The following is a 25,249-nucleotide window of genomic DNA, read 5'->3' on the forward strand; positions in this document are numbered from 1 at the left end:
ATAAAAAGTAAACAAATTTTAATTGATAGATAGGGAGAACATCAATGGAAAAAATCTCAGAAATGCTCGCGCAAAAGCAGCTTGACGCTTATAACAAACAAGATTTACAAGAGTTTTTATCTGTTTATAGTGATGATGTAGTGATTATGGAGTTTCCTGGTAATAATGTGACTACTCGAGGTATTGAAGAAATGCGAACCAGATATGGCAAGCTTTTTAAAGAGCATCCCAATAACCATGCGGAATTATTGGCCAGAATGGTCCATGGCAACAAGGTCGTGGACCATGAACTTGTAACAGGAAGGGAAAACTCTGAACCGAAAAAAGCTGTTGCCATATATGAAATTGAAGGCGAAAAGATTGTGAAGGTTTGGTTTTTATAATCTCAGCAAATAGAAAGCCAGCACCAGTTCGACAAGGTGCTGGCTTTTAAATTGCGGTGGACTGCTGGGAATAATGCTGTCCTACTGGTTAAAAGAAGGCTGTTGCATGAATTGGGACACAGACTGCTGCTGATAATGAACCGGTTGCTGCATGGCAGTCTGGAATCCATAAGTGGAAACATTGTTGCCAGATAGCTCACTCGCCATCTGGGAGCATAAATTGATGACTTCCTGGCATCGGTTAATGGCAAGATCATGATTTCGAAGGCTAACCTCAATCATTTGCGCCGCCTGTTTCTCACGCTGAAGCATTTGTTCAAGCATGTGGATGTTCTGTTGTTCCTGCTGCAGCATCATCCGATATTGCTGGCTGCCCTGCTGAGTCTGTTGAATCAACTGCTGAGCGATCTGGCGTGTTTGATTCACTTGCTGTAACCCATGCTGAATGGTATGCATCTGTTTTCCTCCCAATAATATAGTCGTGGAAACAATGTTCCTGCAATAGTTTGCAACGAATATCAGGTAAAAAAACTGTAAATGAGGACCATAACCGGTGGAGTTATACCATTATAATTTCGTTTTTAAGGGGGAATCTATCCCTAAATACACAGAAGGGTTTGAAAGAAGTGGCAAAACACAACAACATCCAATTGACATCAGCCGAATTAGCAGCTCTTCACCAAAATTATCTCGGAGATACAATGTCTGTTTGTGTTTTTGGGCATTTCCTTGAAACAGTGGTGGATCCCGAGATTAAAAAAGTGGTGGAACACGCACTGGATATATCAGTACAACATGTTGAACATATCAAAGAAATATTTATTAAAGAAAATATACCTGTTCCAATAGGTTTTACGGCACAGGATGTAAACAAGCATGCTCCACGGTTATTTTCAGATGCATTCTATTTGAGTTACATTAAGCACATGTCAAGAGGTGGCCTGGCTCTTTATGGTTTCATTCAGCCCCATGTATTCAGAAGTGATGTTTTATCTTTCTATACTAAATGTTTACATTCGGCAATTGAATTGAGCAATGAGACGACAAAATTATTACAACAAAAAGGGTTAGCAGTCCGGCCCGCATATATCCCTTATCCTGATAAAAATGAATTCATACAGAAAGATTCCTTTTTATCAGGCTTTATAGGTGATAAAAGGCCCTTGACGGCGATGGAGATTACTCATCTGTACGCGAATATACAAACAAATAAACTAGGTGAAGCACTTTCAATCGGATTTAGCCAGATCGCCCAGTCCAAGAAGGTAAGAAAGTATTTACTGAGAGGGAAAGAAATCTCTGAAAAACACATCAAAATATTCTCCGGGTATCTACGTGATGAAAATCTTCCAGTACCAATGACGTGGGACCATGAAGTTACCAAATCACAGGAACCTCCTTTTTCGGATAAATTGCTGATGTTCCATTTTGGACTTATGAATTTTTCCGGCAGCGGCAACTACGGAATGTCTGTTGCGGCGAGTCAAAGAAAGGATATTGCAGCCATATACGCCCGGTTAAATGCAGAAATTTTATTATTTGCTGAGGATGGAGCTAATATCATGATCGATGAAGGCTGGCTTGAACAGCCGCCACTCGCAGCAGACCGTAATGATTTGAGTGAGAAATAAGCTGAAATAAGTGGTGAAACAATGAGCGACCAAAACAAGATTGTTTCTATAGAAAACTCAAGCAATTCTAGAGAAATCACCGGTATGAGGTTCACCAAGAATTTTCGTTCTGCTACAGCAGAAGAATGGTATGTCTTTATTCCGGGGTTTAAGGACCCTGTTAGCGGGGGAGCTGCAGCGAAGGCAATAATCCATTACAATCTATACGGCAATAAGGATATATTTATCAATACAACAGTCATCTTTGATGATCCTGGTCTGCATGAGGAAGAAAATCATCAGCTTGTCTATGGACTGGCAGAAGAAATTATAAATGTGCTGGTAGGGTATGCAGACACATTGTTGTCGGTACATTCGGGAAGCAACTCCTATCAGGCGGTATATCGTTCTTAGATAAAATCCTTAAACGGAGGTGAACTAAAATGAAAAAAGATACAGAAGGTGAGGCTTACGAAAGTGAAGTAGCCAAATTATTTGGACTCGATGAAGAAACAAGTCTTCAATCCGTCAATTTCGCCACAACTGAAAACCCCTTATTAAATGAACATTTCCAGGAGGAACAGCAAAAATAAATAAAAGCCAGGCTTAGAGCCCAGCTTAATTTTGGCGGTTTGCCAGGACGGCATCCGCTTTATTCTGTTGTTGGAACTGCTGGAGGATCTGACTGGATATGGCTGTATTGCCAGAATAGTTTGGATGCACTCCATCACTAGACAAATACTCCAAATTATCACTGTTGATGACATTGGTCGTTTGTACTACTATCGATGACCCAGTCCCTTTTGCAGCTTCATAAATCATTAAATTCCATTTTGGAAGAAGCTTATCTGCCAGGGAGTAGAATTGGTGATCGGCTGGCATCGGGTTATACAGCTCTAGCAGTACGATTGTCGCTGAAGGATTTAATTCACCAATTTTCGTGGTAATCTCAGCAAGATTTTGTGAAAAATCTGTTTGCAGACTGTCAAAGGATTTAAGAGCACTGTAAATATCGCTCTTCTTTACCAATTTAAGAATATCATTGCCGCCAACGTTAACAGTTATGAGGTCGGCCTCCTTAATTGCCTCGTCATACAACCCATCCTGAACGTACTGGTTCAACCTATCGCTTGTTATACCAATCACACCAACGTTATTCGAAATGACTTGTTTCCCAGTTTCCACACTGAGCTGGCTGGAAAATTGACTAACGAAATTTTCTTCCTCTGGAATATTGTAGCCGCGAATGATGGAGTCACCGAGAGCTAGATGGTTAATGGTACTGCCTGGAATTGTTTTGTAATAATCTATATAGGTAAGCTTATTGGTATTTTCAACTGTTGGTGCATTTTCCTGCTTGATTTTATTGATTTGGTATTGGGGATAGTAAATCCACGCGGAAAATGACAGGACGGCAAGCAGGGACGACAGCAGCAGAATTTTTATGATTTTCATGTTGATTCACTCCTCGATATATCTATTGTATCAAGGATTTTGAAGGAAATAATTAGGGGGGTATTTCCATTTTTAAAATAATGATAATATTTAGTGATACGAAAAAACTTCCGTTTTAGCCAAGATATTTTGTTATAATTATATAATTAATATATTCAAGGAGTACACAGATGTACCAGACATATTCGACAAAAGAGAAAATTAAACAGATTTTTGTCATGCTGATCCCAATCTTGATAACTCAATTAGGGATGTTTTCAATGGTCTTTTTCAATACGATCATGTCAGGAAAATATAATTCTACAGACCTTGCAGGTGTAGCCATTGGGTCATCGATTTGGAGCCCGGTCTTCACCGGACTCAGTGGAATTCTTCTTGCGGTTTCACCGATTGCAGCCCAGCGGTTTGGTGAAAAGAAAGGAAAAGAAGTAGCCTCAATTCTCACTCATGGTATTTATTTGGCATTAATCATTGCAGCACTTGTTATCGTTTTGGGTGTTTTTCTGCTGAATCCTATTTTAACAGCGATGAACCTTCCCGAGGGTGTCCACGAAACGGCCTTTCGCTATCTGGCCGGATTAAGCTTTGGAATCATCCCATTATTTATTTTTAATGTATTAAGGTCTTTCATTTATGCGCTCGGAAAAACAAGAGTGGTCATGTATATCCTGCTGATGTCCCTGCCAATCAATTTCTTCTTGAACTATGTCTTGATTTTTGGTCACTGGGGTTTTCCTGAATTAGGCGGAGCCGGAGCAGGTTATGCAACGTCGATTACCTATTATGTAATCGCGGGAATGACTGCTGTTGTGATTATAAAGCAAAAGCCATTCTCGGATTTTGTCGGGTTGGAATACTTCAAAGAGTTTTCCGGTGCGAAAGTGAAGGAGATCTTGAGTATCGGTGTCCCGATGGGATTATCGATTTTCTTTGAAACTAGCATGTTTGCCGTCGTCACCATTTTGATCAGTAAATTCAATATCACTACTATTGCCGCCTATCAGTCCGCTCTGAATATCGTTTCTTTTTTATACATGATTCCAATGAGTATTTCGATGGCGCAAACGGTTCTCGTCGGATTTGAAGTCGGGGCCGGCCGTTATCATGATGCCAAAGTCTATAGCTGGATGGGGATCTATCTTGGAGCTATTATTGCGGTTGGAGCGGGACTGCTAGTGGTGCTTTTCCGATATGAGGTAGCTGGATTTTATTCGAATGAACCTGCCGTGATTGCCTTAACTGGCCAATTTTTGATCTATGCTTTGTTTTTCATGATATCTGACGCAATCCAGGCTACTGCGCTAGCAGCATTGCGCGGCTATAAAGACGTGAATATTTCTTTTGTCATAACCTTGATCGCATACTGGCTCATCTGCCTTCCGGTCGGGTACCTGCTGGCCCATAATACCGGACTTGGAGCTTCGGGATACTGGGTAGGACTGACAATCGGATTGCTCGCAGCTGGTATATCCTTATCATTAAGACTGATATTTATCCAAAAACGTCGTTTTAACGCTAATTTGGCAGAAGTTATCTAATGAAGAGTGAGGTTCCAAAAGGAATCTCGCTTTTTTTATGCCTCTATCATCGAGGGTTATTCACATCAATTTAATGAAAAATGTTGGACAGCCAAAACAAAGAAGAGACCTAATGGAAGGTCTCTCTTAAGAGTTTACTGCATGTTTTTTTGGTTTGTATTTAGACCATTGAAAACGAATGAAGCAGCCAATGCAAAATCCGAGGATTGCAATAAATGCGGCTAAAGCTACCATTATAGTAAATATATTTCCTAATAACGTTAGACCATTGACATAGGCAATGATTCCGCCAGCTAAGCAGCCAACAGCGATTTTCTGATTGAACTGCTGCTGTTCCCATTCCTCCGGGATATAATCCGATTTTTTCTTTCTAAGAAAACTGCTCGCTATTTTCATTACCGGGTTAAATCCGAATAACAGCCCTGAAATCCCAGCAAGAAACGGTAAAGCCAAAATCCATTCTAAACCTGTTAACCAGGTGCTAATTACACTTATGACTATAAACCACTGATTTGTTCTAACCAGGGGCCGAGGAATTGTGCGAATTTCATCAGTTATTTTAATTCCGACCTTTCATATTGGTTTATTAGTATTTTATCTTTTTTTCCTTGGAATGTGAAGCCTTAGGTGATTTATTTTTATTTTTTACCACAACATGCGGAAATATGGAAAAGTATCCCTGAATATAATGGAATGGTGGTTTTTAATATATAGAGGAATGATGGGGGTAACATGGGGAGAAAAATGAGGTTTATTGGGCTGTTAGTTGTTGCGGTATTTATTGGATTGGCTGGATGTTCGGAACCTACAGCAAAAAAAGCTGAGAAAGAGAATAAGGTGATTGAACAGGAGGGCGAGCAAGAAACAGAAAATGCAGAGAAAGAAAATGAGCCTGTTAAAGAAGAAGAAGAGGCTAAACCAATTGTAGTGAATGTGATCGAGCCTGACACCCAAAAAGTGATTCGATCACTTATACCGGCGGATATGGGTTATGGAAATGACAATGCAAGGTATAGAGCCGAATTGGAGAAATGGGCCCGAGAATTGGCTCGCGGGACGGAGACGACTCCTGGATACGACCAAAGGATGATTCCGGATAAGCTTGGTCCGGATGGACAGGTGATTAAAGGGAGCCCTTTAATTGTTTTGGAAGAAGCGGAACTGGTTGAAAAGATCATCGAAGCTTCAGAAAAAGGGGGAAATGTCGAGCTGCCACTTTATGTAACGGCGAGTGGTTACGAAATCAATGATGCTTCCCAGCTAGGCGAGGTTGTTGTTGGAAAATACACAACCTATTTTAACGCTTCCGTTGCAGGCAGGACGAAGAATATTGAGCTTTCAGCTGAGGCGATTAATAATGTAATCCTGGGCACTGGGGATGTGTTTTCCTTTAATACCACTGTCGGTCCAAGCGACGAAGCCCATGGCTATCAGCCTGCTGAAGAAATTGTGAACAAAAAGCTGGTCATGGGGATAGGAGGGGGCATCTGTCAGACTTCGTCCACTTTATTCAATGCTGTTGATGAACTTGGTGTTGGATATGTGGAAAAACATCATCATTCCCTATCTGTAGGCTACGTCCCTGAAGGAAGGGATGCAACAGTTTCATATGGAGGCAAAGATTTTAGGTTTGCGAACACAACTGGTGTGCCTCTTTTGCTGAAAGCAATAATGGGAAAAGGGTCTTTGACCGTAGAAGTGAGGACCTCCAAAGAGTACGAAGCTCAAATGAAGAAAGGTATTTAATGGTCTTAAACTGATTCAGTCAAAAGATGTAGAAAGAATCAATCTGGTGGTGAATGTTTCCATTACTTCATTCCCTTATTCTTAAGTTAAGAACAAGGGAGGCGAACGATATGGAAATGAATTATTTAGCATTAGAATATATATGGAATACAAAGAAGGAAGAAATGAAGCGGAAAGATGATTTTAGGGAAACTTATAAACTCTATCCAGAGCTTACTAGGTTTCAGTGGATTAATTCTTTAAGGAGGGAGAATAAATCAAAGTAATAAAATATTTAATGTATACAGCAGGTTTTATCATTTTGCTGATTGTTATTGGTAACCTTCAGCAAAGCTTTGATAATATTGGAAGGGAGACGTTTAGGCTCTACCCTTGGAGCATCCTTGCTGTTATTTTATATTTTCCTTTGGGTGTTTATCTCGGAATTCCGGGAATTATGAAGGAATACCAAAAGGATGGAAAATGGAAATTCAGCTGGTATAAGAATATTTTCATAACTCTGCCGCTGATCTATTTTTCGTTCTTCTGGTTCATTCCAACTTCTTATCCGATACCAGATTTGATGGTAGGATCCCATTCAACGTTTAAACTGGCGATGCTGGCTTCAGGGATTGTTTTCATGTATAGCATCACTAAAGAAAACAGCGGCTGATATTGTGCCGCTGTTTTTCTATTAGGAGGTCCGTCTCTTTTCATTTACATTCACCAATAGCCCACGTTTGATCCAATAATCAAAGTTATCCACCGGAAAAACACTTCGATTCTCTGCGTTGTTCATTTTGATGATTACGCTGCTGTTTGAAACCTCTAAAACCTTTAATCTGTCTGAGTTATACATATTGGGCAAAAAGCCATGACGAATTTCAAATTCCATATTATTTTGATAATCCATAAAAAACCCTCCCGGATTTCATTATGAATATAATATTTGTCAAAAACAGTTTAATTATCCAATTTTAAAAGCCGAAATAAACATCAATAAAATTCTGCAGCTCGGCTGTTTTGTCGCCATCACCTTGGTAGGAGTATCCATGAATTTCTCCTTTTCCGTCGTGATTGATCGTCATATCGAGGTCATTCAGCAATTTTTGTAAATATACAACTGACTGACTCATTTCTTCTGAAGGTTCCTTCCAGTATTTATGGGCATCAAATTTGCTGACACCTTCGATATTGACGCCATCTAACCGCTTTCCTTGTTCCTCATGAATTATGATAGTCAAGCTATATAGATTATTAAAGTCTTTCTCTATATCTGTTCCTTGGACTTTTATTATATTTAGTCCATTTTGCACAGACATTGACTCTAAATAATAATAGTACATATCATCATAGCCTCTTTGAGTTAGTTTGGAATCAGCAGAGGGCTTTGTTTGGATTGATCTATTAGCACTTGCGATATAAGCCCTTGCACTGGTCGGCATATCATAATGTGCTCCTGGTTCAAGGACAGTTACATCTTTCCATTCTTTCGCACCTGAACCTTGGGTGAGCTGATCTTTTTCAGTTCCTATTTTGGAAGTTTCTCTGGTTGTTTCATCCGCAAGTGTGACGGAAGGAGATGTTACTGCCGAACGGTTATCCGGAAAAAGATTATAATATGTGAATGAACCAATAGAGAGTAAGAAAACCATCGTTACTGCAACTGAAAGAATAGGACCAATCAAATTCTTATTTTTCTGTGCATAGCTTTTATTAATTGCTTGTTCTAGTATACGCTTTTTTTCCGCTTGACTCATACGGCCATTCTTTAAGACAGTATGGTTCATGCTCGAACGCAAGTTTTTTAATTTATTCTCCATCCAGTTCAACCCCTTCGTACATTTTACGAAGCAATGATTTGGCACGCCTTAGTCTTGTTTTGACAGTATCTAGGTTTATATTACTCAATTCACTTATTTCTCGGATGTTCAAATCCTCGTAATAGTATAAAATGATGACCTCACGATATTTTGCTGGCAGCCTTAGCACCTTCTCTGAAAGAATGTATTCATCATTTTTTTCTATGACTTCGTCTTCTGGCGACGCTTTAATTCCAGAAAACAAGGACCAGTTGAAATCAAAAGGAACAATCGATTTATACCATTTGCTTTTTAAGTAATCCTTGGATTTATTCACAGTAATTTTAAATAACCAAGTTTTATATGAACTCTCGATTCGGAATGAATCCAGATTCTTATAGCAGGAAATGAACACTTCCTGGGTAATATCCTCAGCGGCTTGCCAGCTTTTTACATACGTATATGCCAATCGTTTCACACGTTCTGAATATTCATCAACCAACATCTCCAATAATTCCTCAGTAGTTATAGTTCTTCTGCCAGGCTCCAACTTTCCACCTCTATTCATTTTGCTCATATTTAGACGATTTAGGTGACATAAAAGGTTCATATGCTAAAAATTATACACGACGGTTTTTAGAAAGACTTAAAGAGTATATAAATAAGGAGAGAATTCTATTTTCGTGTTTATCTATTTGATGTTGATGGTCGATAGGATAAATATTCAGAAGTTTCCTCCTAAACAGAAAAAGCAAGAGGGGAAAACCCTCTTGCTGAAATATTCAATCTCCTAATTCTTTAATACATTGAAATACCTTGCTTCTGGATGAGAGAAGACAATAGCTGTAACCGATGCCTCCGGTTCCATCATGAATCCTTCGGTCAAATTAATTCCAATATCTTCTGGCTGGATCAAGTTGAAAAGCTTTTTTTGATCTTCTAAATCGGGACAGGCAGGATATCCGAAAGAGAACCGCTGACCTTGATACTTTGCTGCGAAACGGTCCTTCATGGTCATATCCGGTGTGTCCGGGAAACCCCATCGATCACGGATTTGGCGATGAATCAATTCCGCGAATCCTTCTGCACTTTCAAGAGCAAGTGCCTGGAGGGCATGGCTTTCCAGGAATCTTCCATCGTTTTTTAGCTGTTCTGCCGCTTGGCGAATGCCTGCACCTGCTGTGACTGCGAACATTCCGATGTAATCCTTTTCGGAATCACTGACAGGGCGGACGTAATCTGCCAGGCATAGTCCAGGAGAAACCTCTTGTCTTGGAAAATCAAAGGTTTCAAGGATTTCATCTGGTTGTTCAGGATTAAAGATATAAAGCCTATTTCCCTCTGACTGGGCAGGGAAGAACTGATAAACGGAAGCAGGTTTGATCCACTCATTTGCCTTGGCTTCCTTTATAAGAGATTGAACGACTTCCTGAAGCTTGACAGCTTTTTCATTCCCATCAGCAAGCAGTCTTTCTACCTTTCCCTTAAGTCCAAGATGATGCCCCAGAAGCATTTGCTGGTTTATATAGGGCTCAATATGGGAGAGGGAGTAGGATTTAACAAGATGCCTCTTTGTATCCTGCGGAATGAAAACCGGTGCCTTAACTGTTACTTTTGGACGTTCTAAAACAGTTGTGGCAGAGGTTCGACCCGTTGTCGTATAGTCCTGCTTATTCATCGCTGCTTCTTGCTTAGCCTTTTGTTCCTTTAAAAATTGTTCGTACCCGTCTGGTTCCCGAAGCTGATTTGCAATCGACAGGCCGTTCATTGCATCTTTTGCATACAATACAAGACCGTCATACTCTTTGGAAATCTTTGTATCAGTGAACTTCCTTGATAATGCAGCGCCGCCCACAAGGATGGGAGTGTCGATCCCAGCTTGCTTCATATCATGGGCAGTCAGCACCATCTGCTGTGCAGATTTAACAAGAAGTCCTGAGAGCCCAACGATATCTGGTTTTTCCTTTTTTATGGCCTCTATAAGTGCAGTTGGAGTCACCTTGATTCCCAGGTCGACAACATCGTAACCATTATTGCTGAGGATAATATCTACAAGGTTTTTGCCAATATCATGGACATCGCCCTTTACAGTCGCGAGGAGTACCTTTCCCTTTGCTGCCGTTGTATCATTTTTCTCCATATGAGGCTCCAAATGGGACACAGCGGCCTTCATGACCTCTGCACTCTGAAGAACCTCGGCCACAATCAACTGGTTGTCATTGAACAGCCTGCCAACTTCTTTCATCCCATTCATCAATGGACCATTTATAATATCCAGCGGGGCAAGGAAGATGCCCAGTGCCATATCAAGGTCTTGCTGAAGGCCTTCTTTTGTTCCTTCAACTACATAGTAGGCAAGTCGTTCTTCTAGGGTCATATCAGGCAATGCGCTTTTTGTTTCCTTCTTTTTATCCCGGTAAAAATCGGTGAATTCCGCAAGTGTCTTATCAGTTGTACTGAATAACAGCTCTTCAGCCATTTTAACTTCTTCCGCACTTATCGAAGCAAATCGCTCAAGCTTTTCTGTATTCACGATTGCGTAATCAAGACCTGCCTGGGTGCAGTGATAAAGAAATACTGAATTTAACACCTCACGGCCGACAGGAGGCAGGCCAAAGGAAACATTGCTGATTCCAAGAATACTTTGTGTTTCAGGGAAGGTTTCTTTGATTCTTCTGATTCCATCCACTGTTGCTTTTGCTGAGCCAATATATTGTTCATCCCCGGTGCCGACAGGGAAGACGAGAGGATCAAAAATCAAATCCTGTGCAGGTACTTTATATTTGTTGACTAGCAGGTCGTATGATCTTTTGGCAATTTCTAATTTCCTTTCAGCAGTTACACCCATACCTTCCTCATCGATTGTTCCGACAACAACAGCAGCACCATATTTATGGATCAAGCGTGCCACTGACTTGAATCGTTCTTCGCCATCTTCAAGATTGATGGAATTGATGATTGCTTTACCCTGTGAATATCTCAAAGCTTTTTCGATTACTTCATCATCTGTAGAGTCTATAACGAGTGGAGCCTTCACTTTTTTTACAACTTCCCTTATGAATCCTTCCATATCCTGAAGTTCATCCCGGTCCGGGTCAGCCAAACAAATATCGATGACGTGTGCTCCATTTTTAACCTGAGCCCTTGCAATCTCAGCTGCTTCCTCAAGTTTGCCTTCAGAGATCAGACGTTTGAATTTTCTGGAACCGATAACGTTCGTCCGTTCCCCAACCATAATTGGCCTTAGTGTTGGATCATCATAGATGAAAGGCTCAATCCCGGAAACCATATGTAAATTGTTTTCTTCCGTCTGCCTTGGCAGGCGCTCTTGCATTTTTTCCGAAATTGCCTTTATATGTGCAGGTGTCGTACCACAGCAGCCTCCGACAATATTCAGCCAGCCTTCACGGGCAAAATCGGCGAGCTTCTGGGCGAGCGTGTCAGGCGTTTCATGATATTGACCTTCCTCGTCGGGCAGCCCAGCGTTCGGATAGCAGCTGACAGCAGAAGTCGAAAGGGAGGACAGGGAACGCAAATGCTCCTGCATGAATTCCGGTCCGGTTGCGCAATTCAATCCAATCGCAATCGGATTCATATGCTGTACTGAAATATAAAAGGCTTCTATAGACTGGCCGGCAAGTGTCGTGCCCATTGGTTCAATTGTGGCAGAAATCATGAGAGGGAGCTCTTTGCCACTTTTTTGGAATGCACGCTGGATTCCCGTATAAGCAGCTTTAACGTTCAGCAAATCCTGGCTCGTTTCGAGCAAAAGCAAATCGACATTGCCATCGATCAGGCCAAGAGCCTGCTCCTCGTAGGAAGCTGACATTTCTTCAAAGGTTGATCCCCCGGTCACGCTAAGTGTTTTGGTAGTCGGACCCATTGAACCAGCCACAAATCGCGGCTTGGAGGGAGTGGATGACTCGTCAGCCGCTCTCCTGGCAATAAGAGCCGCTTCCTTGTTGATTTCGTACGCTCTGTGGCCCAGGCCGTATTCGTCAAGAACCAGGCTTGTGGCACCGAAGGTATTGGTCTCAACGATGTCTGCACCGGCTTCGAAGTATTCACGATGAATCTTTTCAATTACTTCCGGCACAGTTATATTCAGGATTTCGTTACAGCCATCATATTCTTCACCGCCAAAATCTGCGGGGGTCAAGTCTGCCTGCTGGAGCATCGTTCCCATCGCTCCGTCCATAATCAGGATTTTTTTCTTCATCTGTTCAGTTAACAAGGTTGACATTCTGTTTCCTCCTCTTTAGAAGGCTGCTGTATTCATTAGCGTAGCTCGATAACTCGACACTCATCTCATAATTCATAAAAGGTGTGATGATATAGATTCCGTTAAACAGTTCTGCTGCAGCCTCAATCAAACCTTTTGTAATCGCGATGCCTTCCTTTTTGGATTGCAGCGGTTCATTATTAAACTTCGCCATAATGTCTAGTATTTCCTGTGAAATCTTAATGCCGGGAACTTCATTATGAAGGAATTCAGCATTTCTGCTGCTTGTTAGCGGCATTAGGCCGATATAAACAGGGGCATCAATATGCTTTGTTGCTTCATGCACCTCCAAAAGCATTTTTTCCGAGTAAACTGGCTGGGTGATGAAATAATCTGCACCAGCGCGGATTTTCTTTTCCATCCTCAGGACAGCCTTTTCGATGGAACGGACATTTGGATTGAAGGCAGCACCAATAGAAAAAGCACCTTTTTGTCCTAAATCCTTTCCAGAATAGGAGAGACCATCATTAAACTGTTTAATCATCTCAATTAACTCGAAGGAAGAGACATCAAACACTGACGAAGCACCAGGGAAATCACCGACACGGGCTGGGTCACCCGTAACGGCTAACACGTCATGCAGGCCGAGTGTATGCAAGCCCATTAAATGTGACTGAAGCCCAATGATGTTCCTGTCACGGCAAGTTAAGTGTACCAGCGGTCGCAAACCGATTTTTTCTTTTACCAGATGGCCGATAGCCGAATTTGAAATCCTTGGTGAAGCAAGTGAATTGTCTGCGAGCGTTAAGGCATCAATACCAGTATCTTTTAGTGCCTTTGCTCCTTCAAAAAATCGAGTTGTATCCAGCTTACGCGGTGAATCAAGTTCAACAATCACAGAGGGCCGTTCTTTCACCACTTGATGCAATGGAGCTAAAGGCCTTTTTATGTCAGCGGGTGAGACGACAACCTTCGGCTTCTTTGCAGGGATTTTCTTATCCAACACAGGCGGCAACCCTTTTAGCTCCTCAGCAAATGCTTTAATATGTTCAGGTGTCGTTCCGCAACAGCCTCCAATCAGCCTTACTCCCTGGTCACGGAAGCTGCGGGCAGACTTGCCGAAGTACTCTGGATTGCCTTCGTAATGGAATTTGCCATCTGTGTAAGCAGGCAACCCGGCATTAGGATAGGCGGAAAGGAATGCCTTTGAAGGCAGCTCTATCTGCTCAAGACTGGAAATCATATGATGGGGGCCAAGTCTGCAATTTAGACCTACAAGATCAGCGCCAAGATTCTCTAATCTATTGAAAACTACCTGAAGCGGAGTCTGGTCCTGCATGATGCCTATTTCCTGGAGGGAAACCTGTGCAATGATTGGCAGGTCGGTTTCCTTTCGGGCAATCTCGAGCACCGTCTCGATTTCTTCCATATCATAAAATGTCTCCAGCAAAAGTCCGTCAACACCCTCCAGGAGGAGACAATAGAGCTGCTCCCTGAAGCTTCTTTTGATTTCCTCAATCGGGATGGCAGAAGGCCTGATTCCCCGGTTTCCGCCAATCGTTCCGAGGACATATGCATCGGTGCCTGCTGCCTGGCGGGCTAGTCTTACTGCTGCACTATTAATCTCTTTAACCTGATCCTCAAGTCCATATCTTTCAAGTTTTATATAATTGGCGGCATATGTGTTCGTCTGGATAAGATCGGCACCGGCATTTATATAGGCTTTATGGATTCGTATGATGTCATCAGGATGTGAGATGTTCAACTCTTCAAAACAGGTTCCTGCTCCATAAGAGTGGAGGAGAGTACCAATCGCACCATCCGCGATCAAAATTTCATTTTCCAGGCGTTTCAGGAAACTCATTAGATTTCCTCCTTTTGTGCTGCTAAAGTTCCTATGTAATCCAAAGCTTGCTCAAAATCCGCGATCAAGTCGTCGGCGTTTTCCAGCCCGACAGAGAGTCGAAGGAGGCCGTCAGTGATGCCTCGCCATTCTCGTTCGTCCTGCGGCATGGCCGCATGTGACATTTTTGCCGGATAAGAGAGAATCGATTCTACTGCTCCAAGACTGACTGCAAAAACTGGTAGCTTCACATGTTCTATGAATCTGGTTAAAACCTCTGCATTTTCAAGCTCAAACGACAGTACTGCTCCCGGCCCATATGCCTGCTGAATCTGAAGGTCCGACTGCGGATGATCCGAAAGGCCAGGGTAAAAGACATTCTTGATTACTGGCTGTTTCTTTAAAAATCCAGCTATTTTCTTTGCGCTTTCCTGAGATTGTTTCATCCTGACAGACAAGGTCTTGATACCTCTCATGACAAGCCACGCATCCTGGACTCCGAGGACTGCCCCGAAAGAATTCTGCAGGGTATAAAGCTTGTTGGCCAGATTTTCATCCTTAACCACCGCCAGACCCGCGACTGTATCACTGTGGCCGGACAGAAACTTTGTGGCGCTGTGGAGGACAATATCAGCTCCAAGTTCCAGCGGGCGCTGCAAGTAGGGAGTCATGAAGGTATTGTCAACAAAGGTAAGAGCGCCGTGTTTCTTCGCTATTTCGCTAATCGCCTGAATATCTGTCACCTTTAATAGCGGATTAGAGGGAGTTTCAGCATATAGCAATGCAGTATTGGGCCTAATTGCACGCTCTACCACGTCAAGGTCGGTCATATCCACAAAAGTGTGCTCAATACCAAAACGGTTCAGTACCTGTGTAACCATCCGGTAGGTGCCGCCATAAACATCCTCGGTTACGATCACGTGGTCACCTTGAGAAAGAAGCAAAAAGGCAGTTGAGATAGCTGCCATCCCGGATGAAAAAGCAAAACCCCGGACACCGCCCTCCAGCTCGGCGGTTATTTCCTCAAGTGCCTCTCTGGTGGGATTAAGACTGCGGCTGTAATCATATTTTCCAAATTTGTCTGCCGACGGCTGGTGGAAAGTTGAGGCGTGCTGGATTGGCACGCTTACTCCACCGGTTGCAGGATCGAACTTATGCTTGTTATGGAGCAATTGGGTTTCAAATGTATATCTGCTCATATTGCTTCAGCCTCCTGGCTTGCTTTTTGGAAAGCTTCATCCAAGTCTTTTATCAAATCCGCCACATTTTCGATTCCCACAGAGAATCGCAGCAGTCGGTCACAAACCCCGGTTTGTTCACGAATTTCAGCTGGGATATCGGCATGTGTCTGAGTCGCAGGGTAGGTAATGAAACTTTCTACGCCACCAAGGCTTTCTGCAAAAGTAATGGTAGATAGACTTTTTAAAAACGGATTCACCATGGCAGGAGAGTGTACTCTGAATGAAATCATTCCGCCTCTGCCGGGATACAAGACATCCTTCACAGCATGATGATTCTGTAAATAATTCATCAGCTCCCTGGCATTTTGTTCATGGCGTTCCATCCTTAATGCCAGTGTTTTCATCCCGCGGATGAGCAGCCAGGAATCGAACGGACTTAACACCGCACCTCCGCCATTATGATGAAGGAAGAGGGAATCACATATCTGCTGGCCCCTGGCAACGATGAGCCCGGCAAGAACATCATTGTGACCTCCAAGATATTTAGTTGCACTGTGGATCACGATATCTGCACCTAAAGTCAATGGTTTTTGCAGAAGGGGAGTGTAGAAGGTATTATCAACAATCAGCAGAATGCCGTTCTCTTTTGCGATGTTTGCGATGGCTTCAATATCAGCCTGCTCCATCAGAGGATTCGTCGGCGTTTCTACAAAAAGAGCCTTAGTCCTATGATTTATTGCGGATTTGATTTCGTTTACATCGGCCATGTCAGCATATGTACTATTTAATCCCCACTTTTTGAAACCCTGCTCGAGAAGACGGTAAGTTCCCCCGTATAGATCCTTCGAAACAATCCATTCATCTCCGTGCTCGAATAATGACAGAACTGTCCAGATTGCTGCCATTCCGGAGCTGCAGGCAAAACCGCGGTCTCCATCCTCCAGGTCTGCAATCGCCTTTTCAAGGATTTCGCGAGTAGGATTGCCCGTGCGGACATAATCATAGCCGCTGGATTGCCCAATCCCTTCGTGACGGTAGGCTGTCGTTAAATAGATTGGTGGATTGACCGCACCTGTTGATGATTCACTCCTGTTGCCAAGCTGTGCTAGCTTTGTTTCGATTTCTGCCAATTTATTCACTCCTATTGGTTATAGTCAGATGGCAGTTTTTGTTTTATGAGAAAAGACGAGATAATCGACTTAAAAAGGGACTTGTTCGACAATGATCCAGAAAGTCAGTGTGAGATCCCTAATAAAACAAAAAAAGCCTTCTTAAGAAGAAGACTTTACAGTTAGTAGCCATTCTTCTTATCTGCCAAGTTTCAAGAACTTGCTGGAATTAGCACCTTTTCAACAAAAATATAGTTGAAGGTTGCTGAAGCTTCACAGGGCCAGACCCTCAGCTTCTCTGGATAAGATTTAATATTATTGAATTATTAAATTTCTCTAAATATTACATCTGATCATGTTCAATGTCAATCATTTTAATTTAATGCGGTGAAGTATATATGCATAAGGTGTAAGATTAATAGAAGTATCTGGCAAGGCAAAGTAATTTTTTTTGACAGCTTTTTAGTGGATGAGGGCAAAGCTTTTAAGATTCCGGAGGTTTTATGACAGCTTTTCTGGTTCCGAAGCCAAAGCTGTCATGATTCCGATGTTATTGTGACAGCTTTTCTGGTTCCGAAGCCAAAGCTGTCATGATTCCGATGTTATTGTGACAGCTTTTCTGGTTGCAAGGCCAAAGCTGTCACGATTCCGGTGTTATTGTGACAGCTTTTCTGGATCCGAGATCAAAACTTTCACGATTCCGATGTTATTGTGACAGCTTTTCTGATTGCAAGGCCAAGGCTGTCACGATTCCAATGTTATTGTGACAGGTTTTCTGGTTCCGAGGCAAAGCTGTCACGATTCCGATGTTTTATGACAACTTTCCAGGTTACAGGCCAAAGCTGTCACGATTCCGATGTTATTGTGACAGCTTTCTGGTTCGAGGCCAAAGCTGTCACGATTCCGATGTTATTGTGACAGCTTTCTGATTGCAAGGCCAAAGCTGTCACGATTCCAATGTTATTGTGACAGGTTTTCTGGTTCCGAGGGCAAAGCTGTCACGATTCCGATGTTTTTATGACAACTTTCCAGGTTACAAGGCCAAAGCTGTCACGATTCCGATGTTATTGTGACAGCTTTTCTGGTTGCAAGGCCAAAGCTGTCACGATTCGAATGTTATTGTGACAGGTTTTCATGATTAGCTGCCAAAGGTGTCACGATTCCGTACCCTCAATCCCGCTTTAATCAAAATCAATATTCCGTTCTCTCATTAAAACGAGAAGGCGAGGGAGCAGCAGCATAAAAAGACTGGCTCACAAGAATAGATGAGCCAGTCTGACTAAATATAAAGTTATTAATATATTCCTACAGCATCAAATGCTTTATTGACAGCTTCAACTTCTGCAGAAGCCGCACCGTACAGGTCTTTTGCTGCTTGTACTGTTCCTGCTCGTGCCTGGCTGAAATTCGTGGAAGAAGTGTAATAGACTGTGTTTGCACGGTAGAAGATCGCTCCCATTTTATCTGTACCGATTCCTGGGACCGATACTCCATAATGTGAACCGCCTTCACTCAGAAGGTAGGCAGCTTTATTGATGATACCGCTGTTAATGTGGACACCGCCGTTATCGGAAGTTCCAGTGTAACGCTTGGAGTAGTGATCAGGATCGCCGTATTTAGTTGGGTCACTCATAGAACGAAGAGCATCTCCAGCCGTGTTTGGTGTATAGATGTCTTCGCCGATTTCAAAATCAGGATCATTGTTGTCATGGAATTCAGCAAGTGTGCCGAAGATATCGGAAATCGCTTCGTTCAATGCACCTGATTCATACTGGTAAACCAGGTCCGAACTGAAATCCGTCACAGCGTGAGTCAATTCATGCGCCACAACATCAAGACCGCCGGAAAGCGGAATGAACGTTGTGCCATCTCCATCACCATATACCATTTGCTGGCCATTCCAGAATGCATTGTTATAACTTCTGCCGTAATGGACAGTGGACTTCAGCGCTGCACCATTGTTGTCATATGAATTACGGCCAAAAGTGTTTTTATAGTAGTCATAAGTGAGACCTGCATAGTAGTGGGCATCTACTGCGGCTCCATCATAAGAAGCGTTCAGGTTATTATCTCCATCCACCCATAGGGAGCCTGGCGTTCTCTGGCGGTTCTTGGCATCGTAGGTAAACACACCATTTCCGCGAGTATTGTCCTGTAAATAATAAGAGCCATTTGAAAGAAGCGTGTTCAACGACTTCGTGTCGCCAAGCACTCCGACACCTGATCCAACCGTATCTGTTCCGTTTAAAGAAGGATTGTTTTTGCCAGCAGTATGAATGGCGTTGTATTTATTAATTATTTCACCTGTAACAGCGTTGATAAAGTACTGGTAATTGCCTGGTTCAGGGCTCAGGAAGTTCAACGTGACATGGTAAGCGTACACTGCTTGATCCTCACCAGGGTAAACGACCAATTCAGCCGTTGGCGTTACTTCATAATCAGGCTTGTAACCCAAATCCGCTTCTGCTGAAGCAATTGCATCTCTCTGAGATTTTTTGCTGGAGACTTTTACAAGCTTGTCGCCCAGTCCGTTACTGACAGTTCCGCTAAAAACCTTAAGAACACCGTTTTCGTCGACTCTGGCAGCCTGTGTTGCTCCCCAGACAGGAACACCATTATAGACTTGCTGCAGGCGGACAACATCTCCGCCAAGCTTGTCTGCTTCCTGAGATTTAACAACGAAACTATCATTTGTGCCCAGATTGTATTTTCCTTTCGAAGCCTTCAGGTACCCAAGGACTATATCCTTTGCTGCTTTCTCTGATGGATTTGTCAGCTTGCCGGCAACAAACTCAGGTGCGCCATGACTTTTCGTAAACTTGTTCGATGGTGAATCTGCTGATGGGGCGGCAAAGCCTGTTGCAGCAACCAAACCGCTGATTGCAAGGCTTGCTGTCAAACTGAGGGAAACGACTTTCTTCTTCAAATAAATTCCTCCTAAAATCAAATTCTATCTAATAGGAATTAGTAGATTATCATATTTATACTTTAATAGTCTGAACATTTCAACAACTAAGTCTAAAATTGTCGAATATGCATGTTGGGAAATATTTTTGACCTAAGAGTGAATGGATAAATATGGGATTTTAAGAAAAGTAGTCAGAATTTATTGACTAATTCAGCAATATATTTTTATTATTAAGTTGTAATACCAACTCATAAAAAAGGAGGTTTATAAAAATGAATTCTTTATGGTTAGCCGTGATCGGAATGATTGTCTTTGCGATTGGCTATCGCTTCTATTCCAAGTGGGTAGCAGAAAAGATTTACCGTCTCGATCCTAACTACGTTACACCGGCACACCAGTATTCGGATGGGGTGGATTTTGTCCCAACGAAGAAAATGATCTTATGGGGCCACCATTTTACCTCTGTTGCCGGAGCTGCACCGATTGTCGGACCAGCAATCGCTGTATATTGGGGATGGCTTCCTGCATTCCTGTGGGTTACTTTGGGGACGGTCTTCGCGGCAGGTGTCCATGACTTCGGAACTCTTGTCCTGTCAGTCAGGAATAAGGGACAGTCAGTAGGAACAATCACAAATAAGCTGATTGGCAAACGTGCGAAAATCATGTTCTTATTCATTATTTTAATACTTGTTTTGATGGTAAACGCTGTTTTTGCATGGGTTATCGCGAACTTATTTGTCAGCTTCCCGGCAAGCGTCCTGTCGGTATTCCTGCAAATTCCGCTGGCAATCTGGATTGGCTATGCTGTTTATAAAAAGAAAAAAGGTATGCTTCTGCCTTCATTGGTTGCACTTGCGGTCATGTATGGTGCCGCAATCCTGGCCAGCCGTGTACCAGCCTTACAGATTGATCTTGTGAAATACTTTGGCGGAGCGGATAACACCGTCATGTTTGGCCTTAGTGGTGTATCAATGGCATTCTTAGTCTGGATTATCGTGTTGATGGTTTATGTGTACATTGCTTCAACACTGCCGGTCTGGAAGCTCCTTCAGCCTCGTGATTATATCAATTCACACCAGTTGGTTGTAGGTTTATTCATTTTATATGCTGGGTTAGTCTTCCTTCAGCCTGAGGTTACAGCTCCTGCAATGAATGCAGCGGCTACTGATGTTTCCTGGTTTCCGCTATTGTTCATCACTATTGCCTGTGGTGCTATTTCCGGTTTCCATGGACTAGTTTCATCGGGTACATCCTCCAAGCAGCTGGAAAAAGAAACGGATGCCCGTTTTGTTGGTTATCTTGGTGCGGTTGGGGAAGGTATTCTTGCACTGATTGCCATCATTGCGGTTATCACTGTTTTTGCGACTAAGGCTGATTTTACTGCGGCGTATTCAAGCTTTGCGGCTGCAAGCTCAGGCGGTCTTGGCAACTTCATCAATGGTGCTGCCCAGCTTGCGACTGGCATCTGGATTCCTGCGGACATCGCAAGGACAATTGTTTCCATCATCGTTGTCAGCTTTGCCGCAACAACTTTGGATACATCAGTAAGATTGATGCGTTATATCATTGCTGAGATTGGAAGCGAATATAATGTCCAGGCTTTGACTAAAACTCATGTAGCGACAACAGTCGCAGTTGTTTCCAGTGCAGCGCTTGTACTATTGCCAAAAGGTCCTAATGGATTCGGTTCTGGTGGATACCTGTTGTGGCCGCTGTTCGGAACAAGCAACCAGCTATTGGCAGGTGTAAGCCTTCTGCTTGTATCCATCTGGTTGAAGCGTCAGGGAAGGAATTATCTAGTTACTTTCATCCCAATGGTATTCGTTTTCTTCATGACACTCTGGGCTATGATTCAGCAAGTCGTTTTCCAGTGGTCTGGATATGGGGGAGGGGAGCTGAATATGCTGCTCTTTGGTATCGGCGGACTGATTTTGATATTTGTCTTCTGGATCATCATCGAGGCATTCTCAGCCTTCAGCAGGAATAATCCACCGCCATTAAGCAAGGAAATGTAATGAAATGGAGGCCGGGCGACCGGTCTCTATTGTCATTTTTAGAAAGAGAGGTAATCATGATGGGTTTCTACGAACAATTCAAGCGTGCAATAGCTGTTTATGATGAGATTCTCAGGCAGCCGCACAGGACAGAAATAGCACGTGAATTGAGAGATGAGGAAGACCTGTTTATGCTGCTTTGCTTTTCGGAATTGCTCGGCCTGCCCAACCCTGCATTTTACTATACGCTTGAACTTTACCCGGTCATCATCGAGCGTTTTCATGATTGGCATTTGCGGGCAGGTATGGAAAAATCACCGCTCGAAGGAATACGCTGCTGTTAGGAGGAGCTGATATGACGATGATGGACAAGAAGATCTATTTTATCGGTGGAAAAGGCGGCGTTGGCAAAAGTACAACATCTGCAGCCATGGCGCTCTTACTCGCACAAAAAGGGAAAAGGATCCTGCTGGTTTCAACCGATCCGGCCCATAATACAGGGGATCTATTCCATCGGAAACTCCGTGGAGGAAAAATTGAGAATGCCACCCGGAATCTCGATGTACTGGAGATTGACTCTGAGCAGGAGTCCAGGAACTATATCAATGGTGTAAAAGGCAACTTGAAAGGCCTGGTGAAAGCGACGATGCTTGAGGAGGTCAACAGGCAGATAGACATGGCGGCATCCTCGCCTGGGGCAGAAGAAGCAGCGCTGTTTGACAAAATCACCTCATTGGTTCTGGAGGAAATCACCAACTATGATGCCATTGTTTTTGATACAGCACCGACAGGACATACAATCCGGCTGCTGACTCTGCCCGAATTGATGGGCGTTTGGATGGACGGGCTGTTGGAACGGCGCAAAAAAGTAAATGAAAATTACGCACAGTGGATGAACGATGGTGAAACCGTCGATGACCCTTTATATGACAAGCTGAATGAACGAAAGAACCGTTTTAAGCGCGTACGAGAAATACTGCTTGATGGTACACAAACGGAGTATGTATTTGTACTTAACGCAGAGCGCCTTCCTATCCTTGAAACGATTAAGGCAATCGAAACACTGCACCAGCATGGCATACATGTTAACTCAATCGTTGTCAACAAGGTCATTCCCGAAGATGCAGATGGTCGGTTCATGGCGCAAAGAAGAACGAACGAGCGATTGTATTTAGATGAAATCAAGGATGCATTCAAGAATCAGAGGCAGGTTTTATTGCCGCTCCTGGAGCATGATATTTCCTCGCTTAGCACACTGGAGTTCATTTCGGATCTTTTAGGAAAACAAATCGATTCAATCTTGAACCATAGCCAAATGTAGAGTTTTCATCTTGCTTATTAGGGTTATATAAATACATGGATAATTTTTTGAGTTGTATGGAAACTAAAGCTAATGATGAGCGGAAGGAATCTGCCATACAGAAAGGGGCACTAAAATGAGGCGGATCTATGCAGGTTCGATTACATCTTATAGTCAGTTCGGACACTTGAAGGTCCCAAAGGGTATTAAAAATATCTGTCCAGTATGCAAGGAAAAAGTTGAATTTGTCCTTAAGTCGACTTATCAGAGCAGCAAACATGGACTGATGACTGAAAGTTCTTGTCCCTCATGCAAACACAGCGTTCCGTTTGTTATCATTACAAGGGATAATGAAACTCAGCCCGATGTATACATATATGATCCACAAAGCTCCACAGATCCAACAAGCCAGATACAGCACATTCCCAAAATTCCCGAAGAATTGGTAAGGGCATATAAATCGGCAGTCAGCGTCTATCTTTCAAAAGAGAATACAGCCACTGCAGTACTGGCCAAGCGTGTCATCGAGAATGTTCTAAAAAACTTTTTGGGTGACAAGTCAAAGGGCATGACTCTTGATCAGCAATTCGAGATCCTTCCAGACCATATTAATTTAGTAAATCCAGTGACCTCATTAAGCCCCTTGTTGAAACCTGAAGGGGGACTCCATAGGATGCTTGAGTTGGAAACGGACATGGATGATGAAATGACAGAACTAATAATGGATTTACTGGAGGATTTGATACAGTACCTGTTCGTTTTACCCGGAAAAATTGAGATGACCCGGGAACAAATCGAAAAGAAGTTAAATTGATTTGATTTTAAGCAGCTTCCATGGGAGGCTGTTTTTTTGGTATAGTAGGAGGGGTAAAAGGGGGAGCAGCAGTGAATTACATAAAGAAATTTAGTTTGATATTTGCCATCGTGATGGCATTTTTTATTTTACCAACCCTGGCCTCGGCGCATAATGGCTCGCGGGATGAACTGGGCGGACATTTCCGAAATGCAGATTGCGTATATATCCTTCATGAGCCTACTTCGATTACCAAAAGCGCAGCCAATATTGGCGAGCTTATCCGATTGATTCATCAGTATAACAATAATTCTGATTGTGCAGCCGGACTCAGTGAGGAAAAAATAGATTTGGAGGGGTATACTTTCTCAGGTGCAGGAAAAGTTGCGCCAGAATCTAATCAGGCTGCAGACGAAATGCATAGAGCTGAAGTTTCTTCCGGCAATTTGCAGCTTGGAAAAGTGTACGAGGCAGAATTGTCAGATTGCACAGACGGGGATACGGCTGTGTTTACGATCAACGGAAAAGACTATAAAACACGTTTTCTCTATATTGATACCCCTGAAAGCACAAGGACGAAGGAGCCATTTGGACCGGAAGCAGCACAGTATACATGTTCCTTTTTAAAGCAGGACAATATTAAACTTGAGACGGATGGCGGAAGCCTTTTCGATAAATATGATCGACTTCTGGCATGGGTTTGGGTAGGAGACAAGCTGCATCAGGAGGAAATCACGAAGGCAGGACTGGTCGAAGACTTTTACGATTATGGCAGCTATAAGTATGAAAATCGAATCCGATCTGCGATGGATTATGCAAAAGATAAAGGAGAAGGCATATATGCAGCTACGGATGCTCCAAAAGAGAGAAATGAACAATCACAAGAGCAACCTAAAAAACAAGAGGATCATACCAACCAAGAGCAGCAGCCCAAAAATGATAGGGAAGAAAATCAAATAGAGAGTCAGCCTGATAAAAGGGAAGAAAATACCGAAGTAACTGACCAACAGCGTGAATCGAAACAAGAATCCGATCAGGCTGAAACTGCTGATGAAGAATTTGACTGCAACTTTTTAAGCGGCCTGTTGTATGCATTGTTATTTTACCTCTCACTTCCCATAAAGAAGGCGATGGGGAAGCGGACGCTGATCGCTCACAGATTGTGGAGCAAAAAATGGCCGCTCAATCTGTTACTCGGTGTAATTTATGCTTTTCTTTGCTACATTACCTTGCTGCTATCACTAGTAGAAGTGCTCCATCTTTTCAAAAATAAAAAGCGCAAGTGAAAATGACGGAAACAAATTGACGGAAAATCGAGAAAACTGTCCGTCATCGAGGTTATGACGGACAAAAATTGAACGGGAAATCGGGAAAACTGTCCGTCAT

General features: G+C 42.8%; 24 protein-coding genes and 1 riboswitch. Of the genes, 13 read left to right on the plus strand and 11 right to left on the minus strand.

What is annotated here, in order from left to right; all coding sequences use genetic code 11:
• Nucleotides 1–44: 44 nt before the first annotated feature.
• A complete protein-coding gene (locus tag FOF60_RS12095) occupies nucleotides 45–383 on the plus strand; it encodes a nuclear transport factor 2 family protein (RefSeq protein ID WP_192471105.1) in 339 nt (112 codons plus the stop codon).
• 81 nt (nucleotides 384–464) lie between these two features.
• Here FOF60_RS12095 and FOF60_RS12100 read toward each other — a convergent pair whose 3' ends face one another.
• The gene (locus FOF60_RS12100) at nucleotides 465–839 is read right to left on the minus strand and encodes a hypothetical protein (protein ID WP_192471104.1); all 375 of its coding nucleotides are present in this window, start codon (nucleotides 837–839) and stop codon (nucleotides 465–467) included.
• Nucleotides 840–1,009: 170 nt separating this feature from the next.
• Between FOF60_RS12100 and FOF60_RS12105 the strand changes: the two genes are divergently transcribed.
• Genes FOF60_RS12105 through FOF60_RS12115 form a run of 3 tightly spaced genes read left to right on the plus strand, consistent with a single transcriptional unit; the run spans nucleotide 1,010 to nucleotide 2,586 of the window.
• Nucleotides 1,010–2,014 (plus strand): DUF3231 family protein, encoded by a 1,005-nt coding sequence (locus tag FOF60_RS12105; protein ID WP_251617360.1) that lies wholly within the window; start codon nucleotides 1,010–1,012, stop codon nucleotides 2,012–2,014.
• Between the two features lie 21 nt (nucleotides 2,015–2,035).
• Nucleotides 2,036–2,407, plus strand: coding sequence for a hypothetical protein (locus FOF60_RS12110; protein ID WP_192471103.1), 372 nt, complete (start codon nucleotides 2,036–2,038; stop codon nucleotides 2,405–2,407).
• Nucleotides 2,408–2,436: 29 nt separating this feature from the next.
• Nucleotides 2,437–2,586 (plus strand): hypothetical protein, encoded by a 150-nt coding sequence (locus FOF60_RS12115; protein WP_192471102.1) that lies wholly within the window; start codon nucleotides 2,437–2,439, stop codon nucleotides 2,584–2,586.
• A gap of 25 nt (nucleotides 2,587–2,611) precedes the next feature.
• On the opposite strand, the gene FOF60_RS12120 is transcribed toward FOF60_RS12115, so the two are convergent.
• Complete coding sequence (locus FOF60_RS12120) at nucleotides 2,612–3,448, minus strand: GDSL-type esterase/lipase family protein (RefSeq protein ID WP_192471101.1); 837 nt, start codon at nucleotides 3,446–3,448, stop codon at nucleotides 2,612–2,614.
• A 170-nt stretch (nucleotides 3,449–3,618) separates the two neighbouring features.
• On the opposite strand from FOF60_RS12120, the gene FOF60_RS12125 reads away from it, so the two are divergent.
• Complete coding sequence (locus FOF60_RS12125; protein WP_192471100.1) at nucleotides 3,619–4,986, plus strand: MATE family efflux transporter; 1,368 nt, start codon at nucleotides 3,619–3,621, stop codon at nucleotides 4,984–4,986.
• A gap of 126 nt (nucleotides 4,987–5,112) precedes the next feature.
• On the opposite strand, the gene FOF60_RS12130 is transcribed toward FOF60_RS12125, so the two are convergent.
• Nucleotides 5,113–5,550 carry a DUF4395 domain-containing protein gene (locus FOF60_RS12130; protein ID WP_319801583.1) on the minus strand — a complete coding sequence of 146 codons (438 nt, stop codon included), beginning with the start codon at nucleotides 5,548–5,550 and terminating at the stop codon, nucleotides 5,113–5,115.
• 168 nt (nucleotides 5,551–5,718) lie between these two features.
• Here FOF60_RS12130 and FOF60_RS12135 point away from each other — a divergent pair, with 168 nt between their 5' ends.
• The 3 genes from FOF60_RS12135 (at nucleotide 5,719) to FOF60_RS12145 (ending at nucleotide 7,384) form a co-directional block, all read left to right on the plus strand.
• A complete protein-coding gene (locus tag FOF60_RS12135) occupies nucleotides 5,719–6,732 on the plus strand; it encodes a VanW family protein (protein ID WP_192471099.1) in 1,014 nt (337 codons plus the stop codon).
• A 110-nt stretch (nucleotides 6,733–6,842) separates the two neighbouring features.
• Entirely contained in the window at nucleotides 6,843–6,998 is a 156-nt protein-coding gene (locus FOF60_RS12140) for a hypothetical protein (protein WP_192471098.1), read from the plus strand.
• A 35-nt stretch (nucleotides 6,999–7,033) separates the two neighbouring features.
• Nucleotides 7,034–7,384: a hypothetical protein gene (locus FOF60_RS12145; protein ID WP_192471097.1), complete on the plus strand. Its 351-nt coding sequence runs from the start codon at nucleotides 7,034–7,036 to the stop codon at nucleotides 7,382–7,384.
• A gap of 21 nt (nucleotides 7,385–7,405) precedes the next feature.
• Here FOF60_RS12145 and FOF60_RS12150 read toward each other — a convergent pair whose 3' ends face one another.
• The 8 genes from FOF60_RS12150 to FOF60_RS12185 all read right to left on the minus strand — a co-directional run bounded on the left by FOF60_RS12150 (nucleotide 7,406) and on the right by FOF60_RS12185 (nucleotide 19,794).
• The gene (locus FOF60_RS12150) at nucleotides 7,406–7,624 is read right to left on the minus strand and encodes a hypothetical protein (protein WP_192471096.1); all 219 of its coding nucleotides are present in this window, start codon (nucleotides 7,622–7,624) and stop codon (nucleotides 7,406–7,408) included.
• Between the two features lie 64 nt (nucleotides 7,625–7,688).
• Nucleotides 7,689–8,534 carry a hypothetical protein gene (locus FOF60_RS12155; protein WP_192471095.1) on the minus strand — a complete coding sequence of 282 codons (846 nt, stop codon included), beginning with the start codon at nucleotides 8,532–8,534 and terminating at the stop codon, nucleotides 7,689–7,691.
• Nucleotides 8,524–9,018, minus strand: coding sequence for a sigma-70 family RNA polymerase sigma factor (locus tag FOF60_RS12160; protein WP_225650010.1), 495 nt, complete (start codon nucleotides 9,016–9,018; stop codon nucleotides 8,524–8,526). The genes FOF60_RS12155 and FOF60_RS12160 overlap by 11 nt, the downstream gene beginning before the upstream one ends.
• Nucleotides 9,019–9,303: 285 nt before the next feature.
• Nucleotides 9,304–12,756 (minus strand): methionine synthase, encoded by a 3,453-nt coding sequence (gene metH / locus FOF60_RS12165; protein WP_192471093.1) that lies wholly within the window; start codon nucleotides 12,754–12,756, stop codon nucleotides 9,304–9,306.
• Entirely contained in the window at nucleotides 12,737–14,599 is a 1,863-nt protein-coding gene (locus FOF60_RS12170; protein WP_192471092.1) for a bifunctional homocysteine S-methyltransferase/methylenetetrahydrofolate reductase, read from the minus strand. Before FOF60_RS12170 ends, metH begins: the two co-directional genes overlap by 20 nt.
• Nucleotides 14,599–15,777: a cystathionine beta-lyase gene (gene metC, locus FOF60_RS12175; protein ID WP_192471091.1), complete on the minus strand. Its 1,179-nt coding sequence runs from the start codon at nucleotides 15,775–15,777 to the stop codon at nucleotides 14,599–14,601. Before metC ends, FOF60_RS12170 begins: the two co-directional genes overlap by 1 nt.
• Nucleotides 15,774–16,889, minus strand: a complete 1,116-nt coding sequence (locus FOF60_RS12180; protein WP_192471090.1) for a methionine biosynthesis PLP-dependent protein — start codon at nucleotides 16,887–16,889, stop codon at nucleotides 15,774–15,776. Before FOF60_RS12180 ends, metC begins: the two co-directional genes overlap by 4 nt.
• Before the next feature lie 174 nt (nucleotides 16,890–17,063).
• Nucleotides 17,064–17,177, minus strand: a riboswitch (SAM riboswitch).
• Between the two features lie 985 nt (nucleotides 17,178–18,162).
• Nucleotides 18,163–19,794 (minus strand): M4 family metallopeptidase, encoded by a 1,632-nt coding sequence (locus FOF60_RS12185; protein ID WP_192473449.1) that lies wholly within the window; start codon nucleotides 19,792–19,794, stop codon nucleotides 18,163–18,165.
• Between the two features lie 254 nt (nucleotides 19,795–20,048).
• Here FOF60_RS12185 and FOF60_RS12190 point away from each other — a divergent pair, with 254 nt between their 5' ends.
• The 5 genes from FOF60_RS12190 to FOF60_RS12210 all read left to right on the plus strand — a co-directional run bounded on the left by FOF60_RS12190 (nucleotide 20,049) and on the right by FOF60_RS12210 (nucleotide 25,149).
• Nucleotides 20,049–21,791 (plus strand): carbon starvation CstA family protein, encoded by a 1,743-nt coding sequence (locus tag FOF60_RS12190; RefSeq protein WP_192473450.1) that lies wholly within the window; start codon nucleotides 20,049–20,051, stop codon nucleotides 21,789–21,791.
• Between the two features lie 59 nt (nucleotides 21,792–21,850).
• On the plus strand, nucleotides 21,851–22,114 hold the full coding sequence (locus tag FOF60_RS12195; protein WP_192473477.1) for a cory-CC-star protein: 264 nt from the start codon (nucleotides 21,851–21,853) through the stop codon (nucleotides 22,112–22,114).
• An 11-nt stretch (nucleotides 22,115–22,125) separates the two neighbouring features.
• On the plus strand, nucleotides 22,126–23,091 hold the full coding sequence (locus FOF60_RS12200) for an ArsA family ATPase (RefSeq protein WP_192473451.1): 966 nt from the start codon (nucleotides 22,126–22,128) through the stop codon (nucleotides 23,089–23,091).
• Nucleotides 23,092–23,206: 115 nt separating this feature from the next.
• On the plus strand, nucleotides 23,207–23,884 hold the full coding sequence (locus FOF60_RS12205) for a hypothetical protein (RefSeq protein WP_192473452.1): 678 nt from the start codon (nucleotides 23,207–23,209) through the stop codon (nucleotides 23,882–23,884).
• Between the two features lie 71 nt (nucleotides 23,885–23,955).
• Nucleotides 23,956–25,149, plus strand: coding sequence for a thermonuclease family protein (locus FOF60_RS12210; RefSeq protein ID WP_264647684.1), 1,194 nt, complete (start codon nucleotides 23,956–23,958; stop codon nucleotides 25,147–25,149).
• Nucleotides 25,150–25,249: the final 100 nt, after the last annotated feature.

Source organism: Mesobacillus jeotgali (assembly GCF_014856545.2).
Classification (GTDB): Bacteria; Bacillota; Bacilli; order Bacillales; family Cytobacillaceae; genus Mesobacillus.

Bases quoted from the DNA above. Each gene is read 5' to 3' on its own strand.
- FOF60_RS12195 (WP_192473477.1), top strand. From the start codon at position 21,851: ATGGGTTTCTACGAACAATTCAAGCGTGCAATAGCTGTTTATGATGAG.
- FOF60_RS12140 (WP_192471098.1), top strand. From the start codon at position 6,843: ATGGAAATGAATTATTTAGCATTAGAATATATATGGAATACAAAGAAG.
- FOF60_RS12120 (WP_192471101.1), bottom strand. From the start codon at position 3,448: ATGAAAATCATAAAAATTCTGCTGCTGTCGTCCCTGCTTGCCGTCCTG.
- FOF60_RS12150 (WP_192471096.1), bottom strand. From the start codon at position 7,624: ATGGATTATCAAAATAATATGGAATTTGAAATTCGTCATGGCTTTTTG.
- FOF60_RS12135 (WP_192471099.1), top strand. From the start codon at position 5,719: ATGGGGAGAAAAATGAGGTTTATTGGGCTGTTAGTTGTTGCGGTATTT.
- FOF60_RS12095 (WP_192471105.1), top strand. From the start codon at position 45: ATGGAAAAAATCTCAGAAATGCTCGCGCAAAAGCAGCTTGACGCTTAT.
- FOF60_RS12160 (WP_225650010.1), bottom strand. From the start codon at position 9,018: ATGTTGGTTGATGAATATTCAGAACGTGTGAAACGATTGGCATATACG.
- FOF60_RS12110 (WP_192471103.1), top strand. From the start codon at position 2,036: ATGAGCGACCAAAACAAGATTGTTTCTATAGAAAACTCAAGCAATTCT.
- FOF60_RS12100 (WP_192471104.1), bottom strand. From the start codon at position 839: ATGCATACCATTCAGCATGGGTTACAGCAAGTGAATCAAACACGCCAG.
- FOF60_RS12125 (WP_192471100.1), top strand. From the start codon at position 3,619: ATGTACCAGACATATTCGACAAAAGAGAAAATTAAACAGATTTTTGTC.
- FOF60_RS12155 (WP_192471095.1), bottom strand. From the start codon at position 8,534: ATGGAGAATAAATTAAAAAACTTGCGTTCGAGCATGAACCATACTGTC.
- metC (WP_192471091.1), bottom strand. From the start codon at position 15,777: ATGAGCAGATATACATTTGAAACCCAATTGCTCCATAACAAGCATAAG.
- FOF60_RS12190 (WP_192473450.1), top strand. From the start codon at position 20,049: ATGAATTCTTTATGGTTAGCCGTGATCGGAATGATTGTCTTTGCGATT.
- metH (WP_192471093.1), bottom strand. From the start codon at position 12,756: ATGTCAACCTTGTTAACTGAACAGATGAAGAAAAAAATCCTGATTATG.
- FOF60_RS12115 (WP_192471102.1), top strand. From the start codon at position 2,437: ATGAAAAAAGATACAGAAGGTGAGGCTTACGAAAGTGAAGTAGCCAAA.
- FOF60_RS12205 (WP_192473452.1), top strand. From the start codon at position 23,207: ATGAGGCGGATCTATGCAGGTTCGATTACATCTTATAGTCAGTTCGGA.
- FOF60_RS12200 (WP_192473451.1), top strand. From the start codon at position 22,126: ATGACGATGATGGACAAGAAGATCTATTTTATCGGTGGAAAAGGCGGC.
- FOF60_RS12170 (WP_192471092.1), bottom strand. From the start codon at position 14,599: ATGAGTTTCCTGAAACGCCTGGAAAATGAAATTTTGATCGCGGATGGT.